Below are 26049 nucleotides of genomic sequence, written 5' to 3'. Positions count from 1 at the left end.
TGCGTCGGCCAACGCCGCGCGGACGGTGCGTCGGTGGACCTTGTGCTTGGCCGCGAGCGCGCGAATCGACATGCCTTCATCGCGGGCGTCCCGTCGGATACGTTCGAACTGCTCCACTCTCGATCTCTCCTTCAACCCCATGGCCTCTCGTACTCGTCTTTGGCGGACAAGTACGGAACCTACGGGTCTGGTCGGGTCGAGGGTGGGGCCAAATCAAGCCATCACTACGCCTCCAAGTGGGGCCACTTCAGACTGGCACACTCAGACGATCGACCGCATCGGGATCGACGCCGCGATCGTGCGGATGCAGGCTCGCGGCGAGCGGCTCTGACGACCCTGGCGGACCCGACGAAGGCCTCAGACCTCGAAGCGGCTCGGGTCGACCAGCCCTCGCTGGACCGCCCGCACGAGCCGTCGGGGCACGCGCACCGTGCGGCCACCGACCGACACGGGCACGAGCTCGACGGGCTCGGCCTTCCAGCTGGCGCGGCGGGACCGGGTGTTCGAGCGCGACATCTTGCGCTTGGGGACTGCCATCAGGTGCCTCCTCGGCGTGGGAACAGAGCGCTCAACCTATCCGTTATGGTAATCATTCTTATCTGACAGACGAAGGAGGCCACCTCATGGCCAGGTCCACCGACGTGCGGCCCAAGATCAAGCTCCGCTCCACGGCGGGCACGGGCTACACGTACATCACGCGCAAGAACCGCCGGAACGACCCCGACCGGCTCGTGATCCGCAAGTACGACCCGGTCGTGCGCAAGCACGTCGAGTTCAAGGAGGAGCGCTGATGGCCAAGAAGTCCAAGATCGCCCGCGACCAGCAGCGTCGTGAGGTCGTCGCCCGCTACGCGGAGGAGCGTCGCGCCCTCAAGCGCGTCATCGCCGACCCCACCGCCGACGCCATGGGCAAGGCCGCCGCCCAGCTGCGGCTGCAGCGGATGCCCCGGGACGCGAGCGCCACCCGCCTGCGCAACCGGGACGTCGTGGACGGTCGCCCGCGCTCGGTCTACCGGGCGTTCGGCCTGTCGCGGATCCGCCTGCGCGAGATGGCCCACGCCGGCGAGCTGCCCGGCGTCACCAAGTCCAGCTGGTAACCCACCAGCCCGATCCCCTTCCGAAAGGACCGTTCCATGAACCGCAGCGAGCTCGTCTACGAGATCAGCAAGCGCACCGCCACCACGCCCAACGACGTCAACGGCGTCCTCGACGCCCTCGGCGACCTGATGCGCGAGTGCGCCGCCGACGGCAGCAAGCTGCAGATCGCGGGGCTACTCACCCTCGAGCGCGTCGAGCGCGCCGCCCGCACGGGCCGCAACCCGCGCACCGGCGAGGCGATCGAGATCCCGGCGCAGCCGTCGGTGAAGCTCACGCCCGGCTCCACGCTCAAGGCCGCCGCCAAGGGCGAGAGGTGAAGCCGGGCATCCACCCGGACTACCACCCCGTGGTGTTCCGGGACCCGACGGCCGACTTCGCCTTCCTCACGCGCTCGACCGCCACGAGCAACGACACGATCGAGTGGGAGGACGGCAACACCTACCCGGTGATCAACGTCGACGTCTCCAGCGCCTCGCACCCGTTCTACACGGGCAAGCAGAAGATCATGGACACCGCCGGACGCGTCGAGCGCTTCAATCGCCGCTACGGCCGCGGCTGACGCCTGACGCCAACGGCCCCACAGACCCCGCGCACCGTCTCTCCGCGCGGACCCAGGTCGCGGCTCGCCCCTCCCCTTCGGCCGGGAGGAGCGGGCCGCGATCGCCGTATGCCGGACCCCGCCCCCTCCCCGGCGCGCCGCCATTGGTCACCAATGACGCACTCAGGCTCCACCGTCCCTCCCGGCCCACCCCATTGGTCACCAATCACGCATCTGAACGATCCAAACGGGTCGGAATCGTCGATTGGTGACCAATGGCGAGGAGGGGGCGGTGAGACGTCGGTCACAGCGATGCCGATGCTGCTGGTCCAGCGAAAACCATTATCAGACAACAGGATCGCGCGGGGCCGGGGTCACAGGAGACCCACAGGCGGGGCATCCTACAGTGGGCCTCGGGCGTGGCGGACCACGCCCGCAAGGGGCGCCGCACCCGTGGCGGCGCGACGAACAGCAGGAGGGGACCATGACCCAGCACACCGACGTCACCGACCACGAGCACCTCGCCGGCGACGGCTGTCAGACCGTGCAGCACGACGACCACCTCGACCACGTCCACGGCGAGGAGCGCCACCCCGAGGTCTCGGTCCACGCCGACCACGAGGGCGAGCACACCGAGGGCGACGGCTGCGAGACCGTCGAGCACGACGACCACGTCGACCACCTTCACGACGGACACCGGCACCACCAGCACGGCGACCACGTGCACGAGCACTGACCCACCCGTCGTCGACTGGTCGGCTCCCGACGTCGGGAACCGACCAGTCGGCGGGGCGGGCCACCCGGAGCCGGCCAGCCGGCGGGGCGCGCCGCCCGGAGCTGACCAGTCGGCGGGAGGGCGTCGGCTCGACTGGCGTAGACGCCGTGAGGTGACAGGCTGGTGGGCATGCCTTCTCACGCCCTGACCACCGGCTCCGGCCAGGACTGCCAGGTCCACCTCACCAGCGGGGGCGTCTCCCTGCTGCTCGACCTGTCCGACGCCCGCCTCCCCTCGATCGCCCACTGGGGGGCCGCCCTCCCCGACCTCGACGCCGACGAGGCGGCGACCCTGGTCCTGGCGACGACCTACGGCCGCGGCGGCAACGACGTCGACGTCCCCGTCCGGGTCGCGGTCCTGCCCGAGCACCACGCCGGCTGGTCCGGTCGGCCGGGCATCAGCGGCAGCCGCGACGACGGGTCCGGCTGGTCGCCCCGCTTCACGGTGACCACGGCCGAGGCCCGCACCGACGAGGCGGCCGGCGCGACGGCATACGGCACGCTCACCACCCTCGGCGCCGGCGCGCTCCACGTCACCGCCCACGACGACGAGGCGCGCCTGACCCTGACCGTCGAGATCGAGCTGCTGGCGACGGGACTCGTGCGCACGCGCGCCACGCTCACCAACGACGGCGACACCGACCACGCCCTCGACGAGCTGGCACTCACCCTCCCGGTTCCCAACCAGGCCAACGAGATTCACGACCTGGCCGGGCACTGGGGCACCGAACGCGCGCCCCAGCGCAAGGAGTTCACCGTCGGGCAGCACCTGCGCGAGGGACGCAAGGGACGCACGGGCGCCGACGCGGCCTACGTGCTCTCTGCTGGGACAAAGGGATTCGGGTTCCGCCACGGTGAGGTCTGGGGCGTCCACACCGCCTGGTCCGGCAACCATCGCCACTGGGCCGAGCGACTGTTCAACGGCCGCACCGTGATCGGCGGGTCCGAGCTGCTGCTCCCCGGCGAGATGCGGCTGGCCACGGGCGAGTCCTACTGCTCTCCTTGGATATTCGGCGCGTATGGCGACGGCCTGGACGCCCAGGCCGCGCGCTTCCACGGCTGGTTGCGGTCACGGCCGACGCACCCGCAGACCGACCGCAAGGTCACCCTCAACGTGTGGGAGGCCGTCTACTTCGATCACGACCTGGCGCGCCTCACCGACCTCGCCGACCGCGCCGCCGCCCTCGGCGTCGAGCGCTACGTCCTGGACGACGGCTGGTTCGGCGCCCGCCGCGACGACCACGCCGGCCTCGGGGACTGGGTCGTCTCCCCCGACATGTGGCCCGACGGCCTCGGCCCCCTGGTCGACCACGTCACCGGCCTGGGCATGGAGTTCGGCATCTGGTTCGAGCCCGAGATGGTCAACCTCGACAGCGACGTGGCCCGCGCCCATCCCGAGTGGATCATGGCCACGGGCAACCGGATTCCCGTGGAGAGCCGCCACCAGCAGGTGCTCAACCTCGGCATCCCGCAGGCCTACGCCCACGTCCGCGACCAGATGGTGGCGCTGCTCGAGACCTACGCCATCGGCTACATCAAGTGGGACCACAACCGCGACCTGGTCGACGCCGGCACCGCACCCACAGGGCGGGCGGGCGTGCACGAGCAGACGCTCGCCGCCTACCGGCTCATGGCCGAGCTCAAGGACCGCTTCCCCGGGCTGGAGATCGAGGCCTGCAGCTCCGGTGGCTCGCGCGTCGACCTCGCCGTCCTCGAGCACACGGACCGGATCTGGACGTCGGACTGCGTCGACCCCCTCGAGCGTCAGGTGATGCACCGCTGGACCCAGCAGCTCGTCCCCCCGGAGCTCATGGGCTCGCACATCGCCTCGGGCGCCTCGCACACGACGGGCCGCATGCACACCCTGCACTTCCGCGCCGGCACCGCCGTCTGGGGACACCTCGGCATCGAGTGGGACCTCGCCCGCGCCTCCGACGCGGAGCTCGCGGAGCTCGGCGACTGGGTCCGCTTCTACAAGCACCACCGCGAGCTCCTGCACTCCGGCGCCGTGGTCCGCCTGGACGACGTCGTGCCCGAGCTGCACGTCCACGGGGTCGTCTCCCCGACCCAGGACGAGGCGCTCTTCGCCGTCGTGTCCACCGGTCGCGCGATCGTCGACCCCATCGGCCGGATGCGCCTCGCCGGGCTCGACCCCGACCGCCGCTACCGCGTCCGGGACGTCACGCCCAGCCGCCCGCCGCACGGTATGCCGCAACCGCCCGCCTGGTGGCCCGGCGACGAGGGCGTCCTGCTGCGCGGTCGCTCGATGCAGGCGGTCGGGGTGGAGGCACCTGCGTTGTCCCCCGACGAGATCGTCGTCCTCCACCTGACGACGGACTAGCGGACGGACGGGTGCCCCGCCACCAGCTCGATCTCCACCCGCGCGCCCAGCGGCAGGCCCGCGACGGCGACCGTGGTCCGGGCGGGATACGGCTCGGCGAACACGGTGGCGTACACCTCGTTGATCGCCGAGAAGTCGGCCATGTCCACGAGGTAGACGTTGACCTTGACCACGTCGTCCAGCGTGCGGCCGGCGGCGGCGAGCACCGCCTGGAGGTTGGTGAACACCTGCCTCGCCTGGGTGCTCACGTCCCCGTCGACGAGCCGGCCGGTGCCCGGGTCGATGGGCGTCTGGCCGGAGAGGTGGAGCAGGCCCTGCTCGCCGCTGCTCGCGGCGTGCGAGTAGGGGCCGACCGGGGCGGGGGCGGCGTCGGCGTGCACGGTGGTTCGAGTCATGGGGCCAGCCTTCCGGCATACCGGGTGGAGCGCACCTCGCCCACCGGCAGCCGGACGCGCAGGAAGCGCGGCCGGTAGGAGAACGGGTCCGCGAGGACCGTGGCAAGGTCCGTGTTGTTGCGGCTGTAGGACACGACGACCGTGCCCGGCTCGGGCAGCAGGTCGGGGTGCGCGAGCGGCATGTAGCGCAGCACCCCCGTCTCCGGGTCGGAGGGCAGGTCGGCGACGGTCCGGCCCGTGTCGAACGGCCCCCACGGGGTCGGCGAGGTCCACACCGTGAGGTCGCGGCCGAGGAAGTCGTCCCGCTTGCTGAGGGCGTACCACCGACCGCCCTGCGCGAAGACGGACAGGGTCTGGGAGGTCCCCTTCACCGCCGGGATCAGCTGCGCCGCGGCGGCGGCCGACCGCGACCACCCCCTGCCGTCCCAGTAGGTCCACTCGGACTGGGTCAGCACCCGGTCCGGGCGGACCCGAGCGACGCGCAGCGAGCGCCCGAAGGTCATCGCCTCGGTCGAGCCTGCCGTCCCGTAGAGGTACAGCCAGCCGTCGGACAGGACCGAGGCGGCCCCCCAGGCCGGGCGGGTCACGTCGGGGGAGTCCGGCCCCAGGTCGACGAGCCGCAGGAGCTGCGGGGTGCCACCCCGGCCCACGGTGAAGAGCGCGGCGGACGGCCCGAGGTTCTCGAAGTCGAAGGTCCCTCCCCCGGTCGTCCCCACCCGCTGCAGCATCACCGTCACCAGGTCCTGCCCCGCGCGCGGGGTGACCGTGACGGACATCGGCCAGTAGCCCACGACCGCGCCCGTGCTCCCCGCCGGCCTCGCGCGGTCCGGCACGATCGCGCCACGACCGGCGGGCAGGACGGCCCGCAGGCAGCCGGGGCTGCTGAGCAGCATGGAGTTGCGGACGAACCGGTGCCCCGCGACGTCCGGCGAGCGCAGCGTGTCGCCGAAGAGCAGGAGCCGGCGTCCGTCCTGGAGCCGGGCCCCCGCGCCGACGTCGGCGCCCAGGAAGGTCGGGGCCACGTGCAGCTGGTCGACGGCCCGGTTGATCGCCTCGACCGAGTCGAAGGACCCTCGTGCGGCGCAGCCGGTCTGCAGGGTCGTGGTCACCGGGGCGACCGGGCGGGGGCCGGCGCTCGTGGGCGGGGTCGTCCCCCTGGGATCGGGTCGTCGGCCGGAGGGTGTGGTGAGAACGGGTCGCGCTGCGCCGCGGGCGGTGTCGCGGGCGGGGCTGCGGGCGCCGCCCGTCGCGGGTCCCCTCGGTCCGTCGAGCGCCATCGCCGTCACATCGCGCCCGCCCAGAGCGCCGGTCCCGACGGGCGCGACGGCGCCGCCGACCGCGACCAGGGTGATCAGCGTCGTGCGCACGAGCAGCCCGCAGGCACGACTCGTGCGCCGCGTCCCCCGCGCTGGCGTCATACGGGCACGCTACGGGCGCGACGGGCACGCATGGCGCCGCTTTGATCACCTAGGGTTCACATATGCCCCGTATGCCGCAACGCGCCGCCTCCTCCACGGTCACCCTCACGGCCGCGGGGCTGCTGCTCGCGGGGTGCGCCTCGGACCCGGCGCCGAGCCCGACCCTGACCGGCGCCGCTGCCCGCTCGGCCCAGGACCAGTCCTCGCGGGTGCGTGAGCTGCTCGCGCCGCAACCGGCCGACGTGGGCGAGACCCCGAGGCGATGGGGTCCCGTGTCGGTCGTGGCGCCGGCCGCGTTGACGGAGGCCGACGCGGGGCCTGCGGCGCCGCGCAAGGGCTGGACCTACAAGCGGCTCACCGACCCCAAGGGCAACCCGCAGACCTCGCTCGGCCTGAGCGTCGCTCCCACCGCGGAGACCACGGCGCAGCAGTCGGCCGGGACGATCGCGCGGACCGGGGGCAGCCGCGACGCCGGCACGGCCAGCGGGATCGTCACGACGACCACCTGGGAGGGGCGGCCGGCCCACCTCGCCTACGTCAACACCTCGACCGGGCTGCACGTGGAGGCACTCAGCACCGAGACTCCCGCCGGCACGATCACCGTCATCGCCCAGGCCCCCGTCTCGAGCTATCCCACCTCGGGGCTGCGGCGCGCCCTCCGGAGCGTCGACCTCACCCCCTGAACGCCAGACCCCCCAGAACCCCCAGAGCCCCCAGAACCCCCAGAACCCCGAAGATCGTGGGGCGAGGGGATGGCTGGGTCAGCGACCGGTGGCCACCGTCAGCAGCAGCGCCGAGTCCTGGTGCGCCACCACCGAGTGCCGCTCGTGCGGGATCGGCGTGAACAGCCCTGTCGTCAGGTGGAAGTCCACCGACCCGGTGCCCAGCGTCACCTCGCCGCGCAGCACCTGCAGCGACGCGGCGGCCGGCGCCTCGTGCTCGGCCAGGGTGGCCCCGGCGCGCAGCGCGATCACCACCGTCCGCAGCAGGTCGGTGTGCATCACGGACTGGGTGGCGCGCCCCGACGAGGAGGCGTGCGCCTCCCCGATCAGCTCGTCCACCAGCTCGACGAGGTTGGGCAGCAGCTCGGGCGTCTCCGGGTCCCGGCCGGTGGCAGAGCCGCGTGCCGAGCCGCCGGCCGAGCCGCGAGACGGCTGGTCCGTCATACCTTCTCCCACCCGCGCTGCGGGGCCCGGCTGCCGACGCCCGCACCGGGGCGACGGTCGCGCGAGCGATAGACGATGTAGGGCCGGGTGACGTAGCCGAGCGGCGCCGAGAACACGTGCACGAGCCGCGTGAACGGCCACAGGGCGAACAGGATGCACGCCACGAGCGTGTGCAGCTGGAAGCCGAGCGGCGCCGCCGCCATGAGGTCCGCGTCGGGGTGGAAGGTCAGGAACTGGCGGTACCAGATCGAGACGCCCTCGCGGTAGTTGTAGTGCTCGGCGGGCCCGCCGAGGTTGTTGATGCCGGGGGCGTGCCAGCCGAGCGTGTTGGCCAGGCCGAGCAGGATGACGACGACGAGGAAGGCGTACATGACCTTGTCCATCGGCGTCGTGGCGGAGAAGACCGGGCCGGTGGTGCGGCGGCGATAGATCAGGATCGCCATGCCGACGAGGGTCAGGAAGCCGGCGAGCAGGCCCACCGACAGGGCGAGGAAGTGATAGACCGACTGCGAGATCCCGACGGCGTCGGTCCAGGACTTCGGCACGAGCAGGCCCATGATGTGCCCCATCACGACGAAGAGGATGCCGAAGTGGAACATCGGCGAGCCCCAGCGCAGCAGCCGGTCCTCGTAGAGCTGGCTCGAGCGCGTGGTCCAGCCGAACTTGTCGTACTTGTAGCGCCAGAGGTGACCGACGACGAAGATCGTCAGGCAGATGTAGGGGAACACCACCCAGAGCAGGGTGTTCATGAGCGCCCTCCTTGCGAGTGCTGCAGGAGCTCGGCCTCGAGCTCCTCGGGTGATGGGTCGGTGGCCGGGTGGGGGTTGAGCCGGGGGTCGATCTCGTATGGCGCCAGCCCGACGTCCTCCGACGGGGGCCCTTGCGCGACCAGCCGCGCGACCGCCGTCTGCTCGTCACCGTCCAGCGGCGGCAGGGTGGCGCACACGGCGACGAGCACGTCCGCCCACGGGACGCCGCGGTCGAGCAGCGCGAGGCGCAGGACCTCGAGCCCGGCGCGGTGGTCGAGGACCAGCTTGAGGGCGGCCTCGAGGTCGACGGTGGCGCCGAACTCCAGCACCACCGACAGGTGGTCGGGCAGCTCCTCGTCACCGATCTCGACGCCGGCCCGGCGATAGGTCTGCTTGAACTGCACGAGCGCCATCCCGCGCTTGCGGGTGTCGCCGTGCGCGAAGTAGGTCAGGTAGGGCGCGCACCGGCGCGTGTAGTCGAAGGTGTCGACGTAGCGCTTCTGCACCACGTCCAGCTCCCCCGCCTCCACGGCCGCGGAGATGGTCGCGACGAGACGACCGAGCGGCTCCCCCACCGGCGCCGGCAGCTGCGCGACCGTGTCGCGCAGCACCGGCAGGTGGCGCAGGAGCTCCTCGTCCGGGTAGCCGAGCAGCAGCGACGCGCACTGCCAGGCGGCCTGCATCTCGTCGGTGCCGACCGGCAGGGCGGCCTGCTTGCGACGCCGCAGGGCGACCTTCACCGGATGTCCTCGGGCGGGATGGCACCGCGGTCGTGCGAGGCGCTCGGGTCGGAGCCCATCGGCATGCCCTCGCCCTCGCGGCGGGCCTCCTCGGAGATCCCGGCGCCGAGGCTGCCACCCTGACCGGGGAAGAGGCCCTCGGGCATGCCCTTGCCGTCCCAGTTGAGCAGGTTGACCCGGCCCTCCTTGGAGCCGCCGCCGACGAGGGTGTCGGCGGTCTGGCGGGCCTGCAGCATCTGGAAGTTCTCGACGGCGATCGGGGTCAGCGACCCCGAGCCCTCGCCGAACGCGCCCTGGTTGCCGGTCTGGTAGTCGCTGACCGAGCACTCGGTGGCGAGCTCCTCGAGGGCGTGCGCCTCCTCGGCGTGCGCGGTCGGGATGACATAGCGCTCCTCGTACTTCGCGAGGGCGAGCAGGCGGAACATGTCGTACATGTCCTCCTCCTCCATGCCGACGGCCGCGGGGATCGACCCGTCGGGGTCGCGCCCGAGGTTGATGTCGCGCATGTAGGACCGCATGGCGGCCAGCTTGCGCAGGACGCCGTCGACGGGCTTCACGTCCCCGGCGGTGAACAGGTTGGCGAGGTACTCGATCGGGATGCGCAGCGTCTCGATGGCGTTGAACAGGTTGTCCTTGTCCTCGCCGTCGTGCCCGGACCCGGCCAGCGCGTCCACGACCGGCGACAGCGGCGGGATGTACCAGACCATCGGCATCGTGCGGTACTCCGGGTGCAGCGGCAGCGCGACCTTGTAGTCGTTGATCAGGCGATAGACCGGGGACCGCTGCGCGGCCGTGATCCAGTCGGACGGTATGCCGGCGCGCTCGGCCTCGGCGACCACCGCCGGGTCGCGCGGGTCCAGGAACACCGAGCGCTGCGCCTCGTAGAGGTCCTGGTCGTCCTCGACCGACGCGGCCTCGAGGACGCGGTCGGCGTCATACAGGACGAGCCCGATGTAGCGGAGGCGACCGACGCAGGTCTCCGAGCACACGGTCGGGATCCCGACCTCGATGCGCGGGAAGCAGAAGGTGCACTTCTCGGCCTTGCCGGTCTTGTGGTTGAAGTAGACCTTCTTGTAGGGGCAGCCCGAGATGCACATGCGCCAGCCGCGGCACTGCTCCTGGTCGACGAGGACGATGCCGTCCTCCTCGCGCTTGTAGATCGCGCCCGAGGGGCACGACGCCGCGCACGAGGGGTTGAGGCAGTGCTCGCAGATGCGGGGGAGGTAGAACATGAAGGTCGACTCGAAGTCGGTCGTGACCTTGTCCTCGATGCCCTTGAGCATCACGTCCTGGTGCATCGTCTCCATCGAGCCGCCGAGGTCGTCGTCCCAGTTGGCCGACCAGGAGATGTTCATCGGCTTGCCGGAGATCAGCGAGTGCGGCCGCGCGACCGGGAAGTGCTTGCCGGCCGGCGCGTTGAGCAACGTCTCGTAGTCGTAGGTCCAGGGCTCGTAGTAGTCCTGGATCGACGGCATCTTGGGGTTGACGAAGATGTTGAGGAGCTTCTTGAACCGGCCGCCGGCGCGGAGCTTGAGCCGGCCGTTCTTGCCGAGCACCCAGCCGCCCTGCCACTCCTCCTGGTCCTCGTAGCGTCGCGGGTAGCCCAGGCCGGGGCGCGTCTCGACGTTGTTGAACCAGACGTACTCGGTGCCGGCCCGGTTGGTCCACGCCTGCTTGCAGGTGACCGAGCAGGTGTGGCACCCGATGCACTTGTCGAGGTTCATGACCATGGCCATCTGTGCCATGACTCTCATGTCAGTACTCCACCTTCTGCGAGCGCTTGCGGATGATCGTGACCTCGTCACGGTTGTTGCCCGTGGGCCCGATGTAGTTGAAGAAGTAGGACAGCTGGGCGTAGCCGCCGATGATGTGGCTCGGCTTGACCATGATCCGGGTCATGGAGTTGTGGATGCCGCCACGCTTGCCGTTGTGCTCGGTGAGGGGCACGTCGATCAGGCGGTCCTGCGCGTGGGGCATGTAGATCGTGCCCTCGGGCATCCGGTGCGTGACGATCACGCGGGACGCGACGACGCCGTTGCGGTTGACCGCCTCGACCCACTCGTTGTCCTTGACCCCGATCTTGGCGGCGTCCTTGTCGGACATCCAGATCGACTGGCCGCCGCGACCGAGGGACAGCATGAACAGGTTGTCCTGGTACTCCGAGTGGATGGACCACTTGTTGTGCGGGGTCAGATAGCGCACGGACACCGCCACTCCTGCGTCGGACTCCGACACCTCGCCGAGCGGGCGCTCGCCGAACAGCTGGGTCATGTTGAGCGGTGGGCGGTAGGTCGGCAGGGCCTCCCCCATCCGCTGCAGCCAGTCGTGGTCGAGGTAGAACTGCTGGCGCCCGGTCAGTGTGTGGAACGGCTTGAGCCGCTCGATGTTGATCGTGAACGGGCTGTAGCGGCGACCGCCCGACTCCGAGCCCGACCACTCCGGGGAGGTGATGACGGGGACGGGGGCGGCCACGGTGTCGACATACGTGACCTGCTTGCCCTCGTGCTCGGCGGCCAGGTCGTGCATCTGGTGGCCGGTGCGCTTCTCCAGGGTCTTGAAGCCCTGGGTGGCGAGGTGGCCGTTGGTGGTGCCCGACAGCGCCATGATCGCCTCGGCGACGTCCACAGCGGTGTCGAGGCGCGGGTTGCCCTGCCCGGCACCGCGGCTCGCGACGCCGTTCTTGCGCCGCAGGTAGTCGACCTCGCGCTTGACGTCGTAGGTGACGCCCTTGGTGGTCGTCCCGAGCTTGTCGAGCAGCGGCCCGATCGTGGTCATCTTCTCGAAGACCTTGGTGTAGTCCCGCTCGACCACCGCCAGGACCGGCAGGGTCTTGCCGGGGACGGGCTCGCACTCGCCGGCCTTCCAGTCCAGGACCCGGCCGTGCACCGTCGCCATGGACTCGGGGGTGTCGTGCCACAGCGGCTTGGCGACGAGGTCCTTGCGGGTGCCGAGGTGGGTCCCGGCGAGCTCGCTGAAGGTCTCGGCGATGGTGACGAAGGCGTCCCAGTCCGACCGGCTCTGCCACGGCGGGGCGATCGCCGGGTTGAACGAGTGGATGAAGGGGTGCATGTCCGTGGTGTTGATGTCGTTCTTCTCGTACCACGTGGCGGCGGGCAGGACGACGTCGGACAGCAGGGTCGAGCTCGTCATGCGGAAGTCGATCGTCATCAGCATGTCGAGCTTGCCCTCGGGGGCCCGCTCGGGCCAGGCGACGTCCGCCGGGCGCTTGTCCGCCGGCGCCTCCTCGGCGTTGACGCCGTGGTCCGTGCCGAGCAGGTGCTTGAGGAAGTACTCGTCACCCTTGGCGGAGCTGCCGAACAGGTTGGCGCGCCACATCATCAGCACGCGCGGCCAGTTCTCCTCGGCCTCGGGGTCCTCGGCCGCAAAGCTCAGCTCGCCCTTCTTGAGCTGGTCGACGACGTAGGCCGGGACCTCCATCCCGGCCGCCTCCGCCTCGTCGGGCAACGCGATCGAGGAGCGGTTGAACGTCGGGTAGCTCGGCATCCACCCGAGCCGCGCGGACTGAGCGACCAGGTCGGCCACCGTCTTGCCGGGGAAGGCCCCTCGGCCCGCGCCGATGTCGTTGGCGGTGTAGGTGTCGTAGCGGTACTGGCTGGTGTGGAGGTACCAGTAGGCCGTCTGGATCATGTGGCGCGGCGGGCGCTGCCAGTCGAGGGCGAAGGCCGTGTGCTGGAAGCCGGTCAGCGGGCGGACCTTCTCCTGACCGACGTAGTGCGCCCAGCCGCCGCCGTTGCGGCCCTGGCAGCCGGTGATCGTCGTGAGGACGAGCATCGCGCGGTAGATCAGGTCCGAGTGGTACCAGTGGTTGGTGCCAGCGCCCATGAGGATCATCGAGCGGCCGTGGGTGTCGACGGCGTTCTGCGCGAACTCGCGCGCGATGCGGGCGACCTTGTCGGCGGGGACGGCGGTGATGTCCTCCTGCCAGGCCGGGGTGTAGGCGCCGGTGACGTCCTCGTAGCCGGTCGGCCAGTCGCCGATCAGGCCGGGGCGGGCCACGCCGTACTGCGCGAGCATGAGGTCGAAGACGGTCGTGACGTAGCGGTCGCCGATGCGGCGCACCGGGACGCCGCGGCGCTGCAGCGTCGCCTGGCCGTCCAGGGCGTCGAAGCGCGGCAGGGACACCTCGAGCGTCTCGGCGCCGTCGGCGAGCAGGGACAGGCGGGGGCTGACGTCGCCCAGGTCGAGGTTCCACTGCCCCATGCCCTCGTCGCCGAAGCGGTGGCCGAGCGAGCCGCGGGGCACGACGACCTCGTCGGTGCGCTCGTCGACGAGCATCGGCTTCCACATGGCGTTCTCGGACCCGGACTCCGGGCCGCCGGGGACGTCGCCGGCCACGGCGAACTTGCCGGGCGTGACCACCTGGCCGCCGTCCGCGCCCTCCTCGACGTCCAGCCAGACCAGGTAGGGCAGGTCCGTGTAGGTCTTGGTGTAGTCCTGGAAGAACTCGACCTGCTGGTCGACGAAGAACTCCTTGAGGATGACGTGGCCCATCGCCATCGCGAGCGCCGCGTCGCTGCCGGGCTGGGCCGCCAGCCACTCGTCGGCGAACTTGACGTTCTCGGCGTAGTCCGGGGACACGACGACGACCTTCTGCCCGCGGTAGCGCGCCTCGGTCATCCAGTGCGCGTCGGGCGTGCGGGTGAGCGGGACGTTGGAGCCCCACATCATCAGGTAGCCCGCGTCCCACCAGTCCCCCGACTCGGGGACGTCGGTCTGGTCCCCGAACATCTGGGGCGAGGCGACCGGCAGGTCGGCATACCAGTCGTAGAAGGAGAGCATGGTGCCGCCGATGAGCTCGGTGAACCGGGCCCCGGAGGCGTAGGAGACCATCGACATCGCGGGGATCGGCGAGAAGCCGGCGATGCGGTCCGGGCCCCAGCGCTTGATCGTGAACACGTTGGCGGCGGCGACCATCTCGGCCGCCTCGCCCCAGCTCGCGCGCACGAGCCCGCCCTTGCCGCGGGCGGACTGGTAGCGACGACGCTTGTCCTCGTCCTGCACGATCGAGGCCCAGGCGAGCACCGGGTCGCCGTACTCCTGCTTGGCCGTGCGGTACATGTCGAGCAGCACGCCGCGGATGTAGGGGTAGCGGACCCGGGTGGGGCTGTAGGTGTACCAGGAGAAGGCCGCGCCGCGGGGGCAGCCGCGGGGCTCGTACTCCGGGCGATCGCCGCCGGTCGACGGGTAGTCCGTCTGCTGCGCCTCCCAGGTGATGATCCCGTCCTTGACGTAGACCTTCCACGAGCACGAGCCCGTGCAGTTGACGCCGTGGGTGGACCGCACGACCTTGTCGTGGCTCCAGCGGTCGCGGTAGAACGCGTCGGCCTTGCGGCCGCCGATCTGGTGCAGGGTCCGCTTGTCGGGGCTCACCTCCCCCTTGGTGAAGAACCGCCGGGTCCCCACGAGGGCCTCGGCGAGGGGGGTGTCGATGCCCGAGGGGCCTCGACCTCCGCGATGGGTCGATGTGCTCATGCGTCTCTCCTGCGGTTGGCGCGTCGTCGGGTCGTGGTGCTGGGTGGCAGGACCGGCCCCGGGAGGCCTGTCCCCACCGTATGCCGGAAGGGGGTCCGCGTCGTCAGGTGAGCCGTGGTGACAGCGATGTCGTCGTGCGGCGTCATGACGACGTCGACCTCGGGCTCGCCGAGCCGGTCGAGGACCCCGGTGATCAGGCCGCGGCGGAAGGCGTAGAGGACGGGCGCGTGCCGGGCGGCGATCGCGAGGAAGGGCGCGGCCCGCAGCTCGAGGTCGACGGTGCGGCCACCCTCGACGAGCGAGATGTCGTGCCGGAAGCCCCACTGCGCCATGGTCTGCACGAGGCGCTCCACGGTGACCAGCCACTCCCCCGGCGTCGCGGCCGGCGCCCAGGCCGGCGGCTCGACGTCGGCGTGCTCGCGGGACCAGGCGCGGGCGGCGGGGAACATCGCCTCCGAGCCCGCCGGCTCCGCCAGCCCCCAGCAGGAGGTGACCAGGGCGGACAGCTCGCGGTGCGTCGGGTGCAGCCGCACCCCCGCGGGGACGAGGTGATAGATCTTGCGCGGCCGCCCCACGGTCCCCAGGCGCTCGGACCGGGCCTCCACGACGTGCGACGCGAGCAGGACGTCCAGGTGGAAGCGCGCGGTCGTCACGTGGATGTCGAGGCGGGTGGCGATGTCCTGCGCGGCGAGCCCGGGGCGGCCGTGGACCGTGACGGGCGCGGAGGCGAGGACGTCGATGATGCGCCGGCGCATGGACGGGGCCAGCAGGCTCGGGCGGCCGTCGGCCTCGGGGCCCCACCGGAGCTCCTGCGCCACGCTCCTCATCGCCTCTCCTGCGGTCGCCCGTCACGGTGCACCGGTGTCATCGACGCCATCGGTGCATGCCTCCTCCAAAAAGAGGAGCACGCCTGCAGCATAGCCGGACCAGCGATGCCACGACAGAGGGGGGGTGCCCTCCTCTATATTCGGAGGCTGTGCCAAACTTGCTGGTGAGATCCTCCGCGCAATGCCTCGCAGGGCCTGAGCCGGGCGTCTCGCGGCGACTGCACCAGCAGCGTCTCCGCCATACAGCCTGATCCTATTAATGCCTGGAGCAAGGAGCACGTCGTGAGCACACCCGCCACCGACGCCCCGACGACCACGTCCCACGAGAGCCAGCCCGTCGGCGCCAACCGGGTCCTGACCTGGTCGACCACCGCGTTCACCGTGATGTTCGCCGTCTGGATGATGTTCGGCATCCTGCAGAAGCCCATCCGGGCGGAGCTGCACCTCAGCGAGGAGCAGTACTCCTGGATCCTCGCCGCGGCGATCCTCAACGGCTCGATGTGGCGCCTGCCCGCCGGCATGATCACCGACCGCATCGGTGGCCGCAAGGTCATGACCGTGCTGCTGCTCGCGAGCGCCGTCCCGGCCTACCTCGTCTCGCAGGCGCACAGCTACGGCATGCTCCTGCTGCTGGCCTTCCTCGTGGGCTTCGCCGGCAACTCCTTCTCCTCGGGCATCGCGTGGAACTCCGCCTGGTTCACCCGTGGTCGGCAGGGCTTCGCGCTCGGCGTCTTCGGTGCCGGCAACGTCGGGGCCTCGGTCACGAAGTTCATCGGCCCGCCGCTGATCGCCACGACCGCCGGAGCCACGTACCTCGGTGTCGTCCAGGGCGGCTGGCGCCTCGTGCCGGTGATCTACTCCGTCCTGCTGGTGCTCCTCGCGGCGGCCACGTGGTTCGGGACCCCCTCGACCGACCGCATGCCCGGCGCCTCCAAGCCCCTCGACGAGATGCTCGCCCCGCTGCGGCAGGTGCGCGTATGGCGGTTCAGCCTCTACTACGTCGCGGTGTTCGGCGCCTACGTCGCCCTCTCGAGCACGCTGCCCAACTACTACATGGATACCTTCGGCGTCTCGCTCAGCACGGCCGGCCTGCTCACCGCGCTGTTCATCTTCCCCGCGTCCCTGCTGCGCCCCGTCGGCGGCTGGTTCTCCGACCGCTTCGGCGCGCGCAAGGCGATGTACGGCACCTTCTGGGTCATGCTCGCCACCACGGGCCTGCTGATGATGCCCAACGGCCACCTGACCATCAACCACGCCGACGGCTCCCAGACCGAGCACCTGCCCTACGCGATCTCGATCGTGCCGTTCACGATCGTCGTCTTCCTCCTCGGCTGCGCCATGGGCGTCGGCAAGGCCGCCGTCTACAAGCACATCCCCGAGTACTTCCCCGACAACGTCGGCTCCGTCGGCGGCCTCGTCGGCATGCTCGGCGGCCTCGGCGGGTTCTTCCTCCCGCCGCTGTTCGCCTACACCAAGTCCTGGTCAGGCTTCCCGTCCAGCACCTTCTTCGTCCTGTTCCTCCTCACCGCCGTGTGCCTGATCTGGATGCACCTCACGATCGTGCGGATGCTCCACGACCGGTCCCCCCACCTCGCGGACCAGTTCGACCAGCCGCACCCCGAGCCCTCCCGCCACCCCGCGTGAGACACCCCAACAGGCATAACCCACCCACCACCCTGCACCAGCCCGCGTCCCGTCATACGGTCGAGACGTCCCACCACCTCAGCACCCGTGGAGTAGACAACCCATGAGCACCGCAACCAGCTCCCGCCAAGGGGGCGAGTGGCTCCAGTCCTGGGATCCCGAGAACGACCAGACCTGGGACAAGGCACTCGCCTGGCGCACCCTCACGATCACGACGTTCACCCTCACCATGTGCTTCGTAGCGTGGTACCTCCCCAGCGCGGTCATCCCCAAGCTCAACGCCCTGGGCTACAGCTTCAGCAAGACCGAGCTCTACTGGATGTCCGCGATGCCCGGCCTCGCCGCCGGTCTGCTGCGCATCGTCTGGATGGTCCTGCCGCCCATCCTCGGCACCCGCAAGATGGTCGCGCTGACCACGCTGCTCCTCGTCTTCCCGATCCTCGGGTGGGGCGTGCGCGTCCAGAGCCCCTCCGCCCCCTACTGGGAGCTCATGGTCCTGGCCTTCCTCGCCGGCATCGGTGGTGGCGCCTTCTCCGGCTTCATGCCGTCGACGTCCTACTTCTTCCCCCGCCGCATGCAGGGCACCGCGCTCGGCCTGCAGGCCGGCATCGGCAACCTCGGCGTCTCCCTCGTGCAGCTGCTCACGCCGTGGCTCATCGGCTTCTCGATGATCGGGTTCCTCGGCGGCTCACAGGCGATGAAGGTCGCGGGCAAGCCCAACACGCAGGTGTGGTACCAGAACGCCGCGTTCATCTGGATCCCGCTGATCCTCATCGGCGCCGCCTGGGCGTGGTTCGCGCTCAAGTCCGTGCCGGTCAAGGCCAACGTCCGCCAGCAGTTCGACATCTTCGGCAACCAGGACACCTGGTGGATGACGCTGATCTACATCATGACCTTCGGCACCTTCTCGGGCCTGGCCGCCCAGTTCGGTCTGCTGATGGGCAACCTCTACGGCTCCGGCAACGCCGACATCGTGTCCGGCTCCGGCGCCGCCGCCAAGATCCTCGTCGAGGGCTACGCGGTCCCCGACCCGGTCAAGTTCGTCTTCCTCGGCCCGCTGGTCGGCGCGCTCGCCCGCATGCTGTTCTCCCCGCTGACCGACCGCATGGGCGGCGCGATCTGGACGCTGATCTCCGGCCTCGGCCTGATCGCCTCGATCGTCTACACGATCCCGGCGCTCACCCCGGACACCTCGTCCGCCGCGGCGCTGCAGGGTGACTTCACGCGGTTCCTGTGGGGCATGCTCGCGATCTTCCTGTTCTCGGGGATCGGCAACGCCTCGACGTTCAAGCAGATGCCGATGATCTTCGAGAAGCGTCAGGCCGGCGGCGTCATCGGCTGGACCGCCGCCATCGCCGCCTTCGGTCCGTTCTTCTTCGCCCTCGGCATCGGCATCATGGGCGCCACCCTCTTCTACTGGGTCGGCGTCGTCTGGGCCGTCATGTGCGTGGCGATCACGTGGATGCGCTACGCCCGCAAGGGGGCTCCCAAGCCCGGCTGATCGCTCAGCTCGTCGCCTCGGAGGGCCGGTCGCTCGTCGACCGGCCCTCCGTCGCGTCCGGGCTGGGTGCGTCCGGGGTCGTGACATCGGAGGTCGTGGCGTCTGCGCTCGCGGCCTCCGGGCGGCGGCGGACGTGGGCGAGGTCCAGACCCTCGGCGACCTGCTCGCCGGCGTGGAGGGCACCGCTCATCTCGACGGTGCACACGTCGGGGGCGACCATGGGCGTCACCCGGACGGCCGGGTCCTGGACGCCGAGCCCCTCGAGGGATCCCCGGACCAGACCGAGATGTATGGCGCAGACGACGTCGGGGTGCCGGACCGCGGCGGCCTTCATCGGGCAGTGGGTCAACGTGGCCTGGCACCGCCCGGCGGGGTCCCCCTCGACGGTCACCGTCTCGCGTGGGTAGCCCCACCGCGCCAGGACGTCGAGCAGCTCGCGCACCGGCACCTCGCCCTGGGACCCCTCCGGGGCCACGTGGTCCAGATGGTGGCGTGACCAGGCCTCGCCGGCCCGCGTCGCCGCCTCCACGCGGGCGTCCTCGTCGCCGCCCAGCGTCTCGGCGAGCACGTCCGCGAGGACGACATACGCGGCGGTGTTGACGGGCACGGCCTCGGCGCGACGGCGATAGACCTTGCTGGGACGGCCCGGCCGGTCGCGTCGCTCGACGCCCGACTCCAGCACGCCGGCCTGCTCGAGCTGGTCGAGGTGGAAGCGCACGGTCGTGACGTGCAGGTCGAGCTCCTCGGCCAGCCGGCTCGCGGTCCAACGGTCGGGATCGGCGGCGACCAGGTCGGTGATGGACCGGCGGACCGCCGACGAGAGGAGCGCCTCGCGATCCTTGGGCATGGCCTGCCTCCAGCGTGCTACGACCGCTCGGTGATGGCGGCCCTTGAACGATCAGCGTAGTGCCAGCCGGCCCGGTCGTGGCGGAGACCTCCGGCTCGGGCGGCGGACACGATCTGTCAACCCCAAGACCATTCCGGCGCCTCTCGACGTCGGTTCATGCCCGATTGTCGCGGTGGTCGGCTGGGAGTGGGTCAATCGGACAGATTCTCACCCCTTCGCCCCCGGCGACCAGGTGACGATCACGCTGCCCATCACGGTCCAGGCCGTGGGCACCAACCTCAAGGCCACCCTCTCGACCGCCCCGGCAGCCCTGACCGGCACCGCGGCCCTGGTCTCCGAGGTCAACGTCAACAACGGCTCCGTCGTGACGCTGACGCCCGTCGGGACCGCGCCCAACCTCACGAGCACCGGCACCAACCAGTGGGCCATCACCTCGGCCCACAACGGCGCGACCTACCTCGCCACCATGAAGTACACGGTTCGCGCGACGAGCACCGGCGCGGCCCGCACCGAGCCGGCCGGCGGCAGCGGATGGTGGAACACGACGCTCAACGGCACCTCGGTGTCCACCCGCAACCTGCCCTTCACCCTCACCCAGAACTGATCCACCGATCCCTGGAGGCACCCCATGTCCCGTCGGCGCGTCCTGGCCACGCTCGGCGTCACCGCCGTCGCGGCGACCGCCGTCATCGCGGCGCCCACCGGTGACACCCAGGCACGGTGGACCGAGACCCGCACCAGCGTCGTCCCCAGGATGACGATGGGCACGCCTACTCTGACGCCCACGGACGTCCCCGTCACCAAGCCGTTCACGGACGCGCTCAAGGCGACCCTCAAGAACGACGCCGGCTACGGCCTCGAGTACCGCCCCTACCAGGTGAACCTGACGGCGATACCTAGCACCCCCACGACCAGTGCCATGGCGAGCGACTTCCTGAACAACAGGGTGCAGTACGACTACACGGGATACTCGTCGACGACCGCGCTGTGGCAGACAGCTCTCGGGACGGCCGCCACGACAGCCGTGTCGCCGGTGACCGCCGCGGTCCGCACGCCCCTCGCCAAGGCTTCCTCAACGTCCCACTGCGTGATCGTCAAGCCCAGCGGGACCGACTACGACCGCTACAACAGGTTCGCAGGTCGCGAGTTCCAGGTGACGACCACCGGCCGGGCCGTCTCGGTGGCCGGCACGGCGACCAAGGACTGGACCTGGACGAGTCGTTACGTCATCTCGATCCCCTCCCCGATGCTGGGCTCCGACGGAAACGTCTGCACCACGGGCCTGGCCGAGAACGTGCGACTGTACTGGGCCTGGCCCAACGCCGCCACGAGCTCGTCAGGCAGCACCCCGGCGATCAACCGGTGGGAGGTCTGGGCTCGCCCCAAGGGCTCGACCGTCCCCTTCAAGCTGGTCCAGGGCGGGATCCCAGCCAACGACCGGGACCAGTGGGTCAGCTATATCGCCATGAACAACGCCGGGTATGGCCCGGGCACCTACGAGTTCGTCGTGCGTGTCTACCCCTTCGCCGGTAGCACGAAGTACGCCGAGAGCACCGTGATGTGGTACGCGACGCGCCCCACCGGACCGTGGGAGCCCACTCTGGACACGGGCATCTTCCACGCGGGCCAGCGCCTGGTCCCGGGCCGGAAAGTCGGCGGAGCCTTGTACGTCAAGAATGCCTCCCCGACACCGCCATGCTGACGATCGGGGCCGTTCCTGGCAGCGACGCCGTCTCCGACCCGCTCGCCGAGGTGCTGCACCTGGCCGCCGGCATCGGCGGCGCCGCCACGCCGACCGAGACCTCGCCGACCGCCGCCAGCCTCGCCGCGAGGGGAGGAGATCTGACCACGGGCGCCGTCCGCCCGGGCCAGGTCGTCCGCGTGGAGGTTGCCGCGCTCCTGGCGGGCGCCGTCGGCGATGTCGACCGGACGCTGGCCGAAAATCACACGTGGACGGATCCGATCAGGGTGTCGATGGCGATGACGCCGGCCGATCTCGCTCCGCCGAGCACCGACGTGACTGGAGCAGACGTGGGTCAGACAGGTGGCAGTGACGGCTCGGTGCCCCGCGGGGACGCGTTCGGCGTGTCCTCGGGGCCGCTCTCCGGAGCCCCGGCGCACACGGGGGCCGACGTGATCGTGCTTCTCGCCGCGGGTGGCACAGCCGTGGGCGTCGGCATGCTGCTGATCGCCCTGGCCCGACGACGGCGCGAGGACGAAGACGACACCGCGTCCGGCACACCCCTTCCACCCACTGGTCAGATACCGACTCCCTGACCGCCCACTGGTCAGATGCCAAGCACCTACCCGTGGCCAGAACTGACCACTCGGCGGCGGACGCCGAGGCGGGCCGGACTCCCCCCTCGGGAGCCCGACCCGCTGGCCGTGGGGGCGTCACGGATGACGTTGCTGATACCCACTAGGCGTTACCCAGAGTAGTCGAGACCCGTCACCAGGACTAGGGATCCATTACCTCCCCAGAAGGTGCCCCACAGCCGCCGCGGCGGCGAGCGTCACGGCGCACACCACGACCCACAGGTCCGTCCGGCCCCACCGCGCGGGCTCCGCCCACGTGCGCCGCCCCGACCGCACCACGGGCGACGAGTAGCCCCGCGCCTCCATCGCCACCGCGAGCCGCCCCGCCTGCCGCAACGCCTGCACCAGCAGGGCAAAGGTCAGCACGACCGCGTCCTTGACCCCCCGCCCCAGGACACCACGCGCCCGGCGCACCGCGCGCAGGTCGCCAAAGGTCGACCGCAGCTGGTCGAACCTCTGCAGCGCCACCACCGCCGCCACCACCGGACGTGCCGGCAGCCGCAGTCGCTGCCCGAGCTGGTCCCCCAGCGAGAACGGCTCGAGGTAGCCCGCCAGCACCACGCCGGGCAGCGCCGCCGACGTCATGCGCAGCGCGGGCAGCAGCGCCGCGACGGGATCACGCGTCTCGGCCCACCACCAGTTGGACCACCACAACGAGGCCGCGCCGATCGCCACCGGGGTGAGCCGCAGCACCGGCTGCGGCCAGCGCACCCCGCACAGCACGAGGAGCAGCGCCAGCTCGGCCCCGAGCAGACCCAGCCCCGCCGGCACCGTGGGCACGACCAACCCGACCACCATCGCCACCAGGCTCACCAGCATCAGCGGCAGGGCCGAGGCGTATGCCGCCAGCCCCTGCGCACGACGGCGCACCGGCTCTGCGCCGGCCTGCGGCCTCGCGAGCACGAGCTCGCGGGTGCAGCGCGACGCCAGGCTGCGGTCGTGCGTGGACACCACCACGGTCGTCCCTGCGGCGCGGGCCGCCTCGACGACCCCGGTGACGGCGGCCCACGTGTGGCGGTCCTGGCCGACGGTGGGCTCGTCGAGCAGGAGCACGGACGGGCCGTGGGCGAGGGCGGCGACGAGCGAGAGACGTCGCTGCTCACCCCCCGAGAGGGTGTGCGGGTCGGCGTCGCGGCGGTCGCCGAGGCCGAGCACCTCGAGCAGCGCCCCGGCCCGGGCTGCGAGGGCGTCCTCGTCCTGGCCGAGCGCCCGACCGGTCAGCATCACCTCGTCGACGACGGTCCGGGCGGTGATCGGCAGCTCGGGTCGTTGGGGCACCCACCCGACCGCTGCGGCAAGCTCCGCAGCCCGCCAGCCATGCGGCGCCTCGCGGTCGCCGGCCCCCAGCCGCACCGTGCCGGACGTCGGCTCGAGCAGCCCGGCGGCGCAGGCCACCAGCGTGGACTTGCCGGCGCCCGAGTGGCCGGTGACGGCCACCGCCTCCCCCGGCGAGGCCTCCAGCGCCACGTCCTGCAGCACGAGCTGCGGCGGGTGCACCGCCTGCCACGAGGCCAGCCCGGGCTGCACCTGGCGCAGCACCGCGTCGATCGAGGCCGTCACCCCGCCCGGCCGGACCGGGGTCACCAGCCCGGTCGCCACCTCCATCGACGACGGCGGCGGCGCCCCCGGCACCCACAGGCCCAGCTCTGCCAGCCGCTCCCCCTCGGCGGCCAGCGTCGACGTCATCGGGCCGTCCGCCACCACCCGACCGCCGTCGCCCAGCACGACGAGCCGGTCGCAGACGTCCACCCAGTGCGCGAGCTGGTGCTCGACGACCACCAGGGTGGCCCCCACCTCGGCGACGGCCAGGGCCACCGCCGACCGGACCGCCTCCGCGGCCTGGGGGTCGAGCATCGAGCAGGGCTCGTCGAGCAGCACGAGGCCCGGGTCGAGGGCGAGCACGCCCGCGAGCGCGAGGCGCTGGGTCTCGCCGCCGGACAGGGCGCGCGTCTCGCGGTCCACGGCATACGGGAAGGACACGGAGTCCAGCGCCGCCCGCACCCGCTCCCACAGCGGCCCGCGTGGCACGCCGGCGTTCTCGGGGCCGAAGGCCACGTCGCGCCCCACGGTCCGCGCGACCACCGCGTCGTCGGGATCCTGCAGGAGCAGGCCCACCTGCCGCGACACCCGCACCTGCCCCGTCTGGTCACCGCCACCCGTGTCGGCGAGCACGCCGGCCAGCGCCCGGAGCAGGGTCGACTTGCCGGACCCGCTGGCGCCCGCGAGCAGCACCCGCTCCCCCGGCGCCACGCGCAGCGACACCGCGTCGAGGACCGGGCGGGCGGCGCCATACGGGAGCCAGGTGAGGTCGTCGACCTCGACGAGAGCCCCCCTCGGACCCTCGTCGAGGTCGAGACCACGCTCGAGGGAGGCGTCAGCGGCCGTGGGACTCACGCGCCTCGCGGCCCGCCGGGAAGGCGTCGACCACGCCGGCCCGGGCCAGCGCGCGCACCAGCGCGGCGCCCCCGAGCCCGGCGATCAGCGCGCACGAGACCATGCCGAAGCCGAGGTAGACGAGCTTGTGGATCCAGGCGAGCTGCGGGACGTACTGCCACCACTCGTAGAGGCAGATCTCCAGGACGGCACCGAGCACGCCGCCCAGCACCGCGGCCACCATGTCGAACCGCCGCCAGCGCCACAGCCACATCGCCAGCTCCACCCCGAGCGCCTGCAGCAGCCCGGACAGCATCACGAGCCAGCCCCACTTGCTGCCGAGCAGCGTCTCCACGCTCGCGGCGATCAGCTCGACGTAGAGGGCCGCGCCGGGACGCCGGATCAGCAGCGCGCCGGCCACGGCGGGGAGCACCCACACGCCGAGCGCGAGCGAGCCGATCGGGGCATAGCCGACGGCGGCCGCCTCGACGACGTGGTAGAGGGTGCTGTCCCACCCCCAGAAGGCGACGCCCAGCGCGACGGCGAGGACGGCGCCGAGGACGAGGTCGATGCCTCGCCATGACATGAGGGCCCCCGTGGCGAGCGCGGACGGTCGTGCGTGCTGGCCCGGCCGCGCGGTGGCGGCGGAGCCGGTGGTGTTCGGCATACGAGATCTCCTGGTCGGTCACCAAGAGGGAAGGTGACCCCTCGGGTCGCCTCGAGAATCCGACTCCCTAGCGCCGGTGCTAACCGGATCAGGTGCGGAGGGTCTGCGGTCGCCCGCACTCTCAGCGCGATCTGCGCTCCCCTGTCGTGTGAAACGTGACGCTACCGCGAAGATCGTGTGAGACTCAACGCATGGGACCTAACGTGTGGAAGCTCATTGGCACCGGCGCCGCCATGCTGGCCGGCATGGTGGCCAACAAGATCGTCAACTCGGGCTGGCAGAAGGCCACGGGCAAGGAGGCCCCCTCCGACCCCACCAACCCCGACGTGGACTGGAAGGAAGCGCTGGCCTTCGCGGCGTTCTCCGGTCTCGTGATCGGCATCGCGCGCCTGGTGGCGCAGCGTCAGGCGGCCAAGGGGTTCGTCTCCGCGGTCAAGCGCCAGAGCAACGACATCGGTGACGTCGACCTGCAGGCGCAGATCGACGCCCGCACCAACAAGGCCTGATCACCCCGTCCGTCACGCGAGTCGCCCCGACCGGTCCATCGGTCGGGGCGACTCGCTGCTGCTGGGCGGTATGACGGGCCTGGGGGTCTGCGGGCCTGGGTGCGTGGCGGCCTCGGGCCTGGGGTACGTGGCGGCGATCAGGCGGGGGTGCGCAGGGCCGCCAGCCGCCGGTCGAGCTGGTCCAGCCGCAGCGCCACCCGCAGCCGGCGCCGGGTCGGGTCGGGCTCGAGCGCCACGTCGTCGCCGTCGCGCAGCACCTCGGGCAGCTCGACGAGCAGGAGCCGGGACAGGCCCGCCAGCCGCTCGGGGTCGGTGACCAGCCTCGGGTCGTCGAGCACGCCGCGCGCCCGCGCCAGCACCCGGTCGAGCCAGGTCTCGACGTCCCAGCCGAGCGCTCCCCGGCGGTCGTCGAGCCAGTCGCCGACCGCCCCGACCTGGCGGCGCAGGTGCCACAGGTGGTCGGGCTCGTCGGTCGGGACGTGGTCGGCCGGCAGGGCGAGCCCGCCGAGGTAGCCCGCGATCCCGAGGCCCGCGCGCAGCGGCGCCGGCAGCGGGAGGGCGGCGAGCAGCGTGCCGGCACCGACCGTCAGCGCGCGCACGTGGCGCGGTGACGTGGCCGCGGCGTAGACCTCGCGCTCGACCCGACCCATCTCGTCC

The 26049-nt window shown here is 71.5% G+C and carries 26 protein-coding genes and 1 riboswitch; of the genes, 13 read left to right on the top strand and 13 right to left on the bottom strand.

What is annotated here, in order from left to right; translation table 11 throughout:
* Positions 1-357: 357 nt before the first annotated feature.
* The gene (gene rpmF / locus K313_RS0113205; protein WP_029212000.1) at positions 358-537 is read right to left on the bottom strand and encodes a 50S ribosomal protein L32; all 180 of its coding nucleotides are present in this window, start codon (positions 535-537) and stop codon (positions 358-360) included.
* Positions 538-623: 86 nt separating this feature from the next.
* On the opposite strand from rpmF, the gene rpmG reads away from it, so the two are divergent.
* From rpmG to K313_RS0113175, 6 genes are all read left to right on the top strand, one after another.
* Positions 624-791: a 50S ribosomal protein L33 gene (gene rpmG, locus K313_RS0113200; protein ID WP_029211999.1), complete on the top strand. Its 168-nt coding sequence runs from the start codon at positions 624-626 to the stop codon at positions 789-791.
* Complete coding sequence (gene rpsN, locus K313_RS0113195; protein ID WP_029211998.1) at positions 791-1096, top strand: 30S ribosomal protein S14; 306 nt, start codon at positions 791-793, stop codon at positions 1094-1096. The genes rpmG and rpsN overlap by 1 nt, the downstream gene beginning before the upstream one ends.
* 36 nt (positions 1097-1132) lie before the next feature.
* Positions 1133-1414, top strand: coding sequence for an HU family DNA-binding protein (locus tag K313_RS0113190; RefSeq protein WP_019286563.1), 282 nt, complete (start codon positions 1133-1135; stop codon positions 1412-1414).
* Positions 1411-1656 (top strand): type B 50S ribosomal protein L31, encoded by a 246-nt coding sequence (locus K313_RS0113185; RefSeq protein ID WP_029211997.1) that lies wholly within the window; start codon positions 1411-1413, stop codon positions 1654-1656. The genes K313_RS0113190 and K313_RS0113185 overlap by 4 nt, the downstream gene beginning before the upstream one ends.
* A gap of 463 nt (positions 1657-2119) precedes the next feature.
* The gene (locus tag K313_RS0113180; RefSeq protein ID WP_019286565.1) at positions 2120-2371 is read left to right on the top strand and encodes a hypothetical protein; all 252 of its coding nucleotides are present in this window, start codon (positions 2120-2122) and stop codon (positions 2369-2371) included.
* 168 nt (positions 2372-2539) lie between these two features.
* Complete coding sequence (locus K313_RS0113175) at positions 2540-4750, top strand: alpha-galactosidase (protein WP_029211996.1); 2211 nt, start codon at positions 2540-2542, stop codon at positions 4748-4750.
* Here K313_RS0113175 and K313_RS0113170 read toward each other — a convergent pair.
* Positions 4747-5145, bottom strand: coding sequence for a Rid family detoxifying hydrolase (locus K313_RS0113170; RefSeq protein ID WP_029211995.1), 399 nt, complete (start codon positions 5143-5145; stop codon positions 4747-4749). The two genes, K313_RS0113175 and K313_RS0113170, sit on opposite strands and share 4 nt — an antisense overlap.
* On the bottom strand, positions 5142-6563 hold the full coding sequence (locus K313_RS0113165; protein ID WP_156911394.1) for a DUF4185 domain-containing protein: 1422 nt from the start codon (positions 6561-6563) through the stop codon (positions 5142-5144). Before K313_RS0113165 ends, K313_RS0113170 begins: the two co-directional genes overlap by 4 nt.
* A 62-nt stretch (positions 6564-6625) precedes the next feature.
* Between K313_RS0113165 and K313_RS0113160 the strand changes: the two genes are divergently transcribed.
* Positions 6626-7246 carry a hypothetical protein gene (locus K313_RS0113160; RefSeq protein ID WP_156911392.1) on the top strand — a complete coding sequence of 207 codons (621 nt, stop codon included), beginning with the start codon at positions 6626-6628 and terminating at the stop codon, positions 7244-7246.
* A gap of 78 nt (positions 7247-7324) precedes the next feature.
* Here K313_RS0113160 and K313_RS0113155 read toward each other — a convergent pair whose 3' ends face one another.
* The 6 genes from K313_RS0113155 to K313_RS0113130 are packed head-to-tail and all read right to left on the bottom strand — an operon-like array spanning position 7325 to position 15538.
* Positions 7325-7729, bottom strand: coding sequence for a cupin domain-containing protein (locus tag K313_RS0113155; protein WP_019286571.1), 405 nt, complete (start codon positions 7727-7729; stop codon positions 7325-7327).
* Positions 7726-8478 (bottom strand): respiratory nitrate reductase subunit gamma, encoded by a 753-nt coding sequence (gene narI, locus K313_RS0113150; RefSeq protein ID WP_019286572.1) that lies wholly within the window; start codon positions 8476-8478, stop codon positions 7726-7728. The genes K313_RS0113155 and narI overlap by 4 nt, the downstream gene beginning before the upstream one ends.
* Positions 8475-9218: a nitrate reductase molybdenum cofactor assembly chaperone gene (gene narJ, locus K313_RS0113145; protein WP_019286573.1), complete on the bottom strand. Its 744-nt coding sequence runs from the start codon at positions 9216-9218 to the stop codon at positions 8475-8477. The genes narI and narJ overlap by 4 nt, the downstream gene beginning before the upstream one ends.
* Positions 9215-10972, bottom strand: coding sequence for a nitrate reductase subunit beta (gene narH / locus K313_RS0113140; RefSeq protein ID WP_029211991.1), 1758 nt, complete (start codon positions 10970-10972; stop codon positions 9215-9217). The genes narJ and narH overlap by 4 nt, the downstream gene beginning before the upstream one ends.
* 1 nt (position 10973) lies before the next feature.
* Complete coding sequence (locus tag K313_RS0113135) at positions 10974-14711, bottom strand: nitrate reductase subunit alpha (protein WP_029211990.1); 3738 nt, start codon at positions 14709-14711, stop codon at positions 10974-10976.
* On the bottom strand, positions 14708-15538 hold the full coding sequence (locus K313_RS0113130; protein ID WP_029211989.1) for a helix-turn-helix transcriptional regulator: 831 nt from the start codon (positions 15536-15538) through the stop codon (positions 14708-14710). The genes K313_RS0113135 and K313_RS0113130 overlap by 4 nt, the downstream gene beginning before the upstream one ends.
* Positions 15539-15820: 282 nt before the next feature.
* Here K313_RS0113130 and K313_RS0113125 point away from each other — a divergent pair, with 282 nt between their 5' ends.
* Together K313_RS0113125 and K313_RS0113120 are read left to right on the top strand one after the other, a co-directional pair.
* Positions 15821-17182 carry an MFS transporter gene (locus K313_RS0113125; RefSeq protein ID WP_029211988.1) on the top strand — a complete coding sequence of 454 codons (1362 nt, stop codon included), beginning with the start codon at positions 15821-15823 and terminating at the stop codon, positions 17180-17182.
* Positions 17183-17285: 103 nt separating this feature from the next.
* The gene (locus K313_RS0113120) at positions 17286-18683 is read left to right on the top strand and encodes an MFS transporter (protein WP_029211987.1); all 1398 of its coding nucleotides are present in this window, start codon (positions 17286-17288) and stop codon (positions 18681-18683) included.
* Positions 18684-18687: 4 nt separating this feature from the next.
* Here K313_RS0113120 and K313_RS22490 read toward each other — a convergent pair whose 3' ends face one another.
* Complete coding sequence (locus K313_RS22490; protein ID WP_029211986.1) at positions 18688-19530, bottom strand: helix-turn-helix transcriptional regulator; 843 nt, start codon at positions 19528-19530, stop codon at positions 18688-18690.
* 232 nt (positions 19531-19762) lie between these two features.
* Here K313_RS22490 and K313_RS0113110 point away from each other — a divergent pair, with 232 nt between their 5' ends.
* Genes K313_RS0113110 through K313_RS0113100 form a run of 3 tightly spaced genes read left to right on the top strand, consistent with a single transcriptional unit; the run spans position 19763 to position 21807 of the window.
* A complete protein-coding gene (locus K313_RS0113110; protein ID WP_029211985.1) occupies positions 19763-20134 on the top strand; it encodes a hypothetical protein in 372 nt (123 codons plus the stop codon).
* A gap of 24 nt (positions 20135-20158) precedes the next feature.
* On the top strand, positions 20159-21232 hold the full coding sequence (locus K313_RS0113105) for a hypothetical protein (RefSeq protein ID WP_029211984.1): 1074 nt from the start codon (positions 20159-20161) through the stop codon (positions 21230-21232).
* Positions 21226-21807, top strand: coding sequence for a hypothetical protein (locus K313_RS0113100; protein ID WP_029211983.1), 582 nt, complete (start codon positions 21226-21228; stop codon positions 21805-21807). Before K313_RS0113105 ends, K313_RS0113100 begins: the two co-directional genes overlap by 7 nt.
* Before the next feature lie 192 nt (positions 21808-21999).
* On the opposite strand, the gene K313_RS0113095 is transcribed toward K313_RS0113100, so the two are convergent.
* Both K313_RS0113095 and K313_RS0113090 read right to left on the bottom strand, forming a co-directional pair.
* Positions 22000-24240 (bottom strand): ATP-binding cassette domain-containing protein, encoded by a 2241-nt coding sequence (locus K313_RS0113095; RefSeq protein ID WP_029211982.1) that lies wholly within the window; start codon positions 24238-24240, stop codon positions 22000-22002.
* A complete protein-coding gene (locus K313_RS0113090) occupies positions 24221-24886 on the bottom strand; it encodes an ECF transporter S component (RefSeq protein ID WP_029211981.1) in 666 nt (221 codons plus the stop codon). Before K313_RS0113090 ends, K313_RS0113095 begins: the two co-directional genes overlap by 20 nt.
* A gap of 47 nt (positions 24887-24933) precedes the next feature.
* Positions 24934-25039: riboswitch (TPP riboswitch) on the bottom strand.
* 38 nt (positions 25040-25077) lie between these two features.
* On the opposite strand from K313_RS0113090, the gene K313_RS21085 reads away from it, so the two are divergent.
* A complete protein-coding gene (locus K313_RS21085) occupies positions 25078-25392 on the top strand; it encodes a DUF4235 domain-containing protein (protein ID WP_019286587.1) in 315 nt (104 codons plus the stop codon).
* A gap of 137 nt (positions 25393-25529) precedes the next feature.
* Here K313_RS21085 and K313_RS0113080 read toward each other — a convergent pair whose 3' ends face one another.
* On the bottom strand, positions 25530-26042 hold the full coding sequence (locus K313_RS0113080; RefSeq protein WP_029211979.1) for a hypothetical protein: 513 nt from the start codon (positions 26040-26042) through the stop codon (positions 25530-25532).
* Positions 26043-26049 lie beyond the last annotated feature (7 nt).

This window comes from Arsenicicoccus bolidensis DSM 15745, from assembly GCF_000426385.1.
Taxonomy (GTDB): domain Bacteria; phylum Actinomycetota; class Actinomycetes; order Actinomycetales; family Dermatophilaceae; genus Arsenicicoccus; species Arsenicicoccus bolidensis.
The sequence above is the reverse complement of the archived record's forward strand: the minus strand, read 5'-3'. Positions and strand labels throughout refer to the sequence as shown.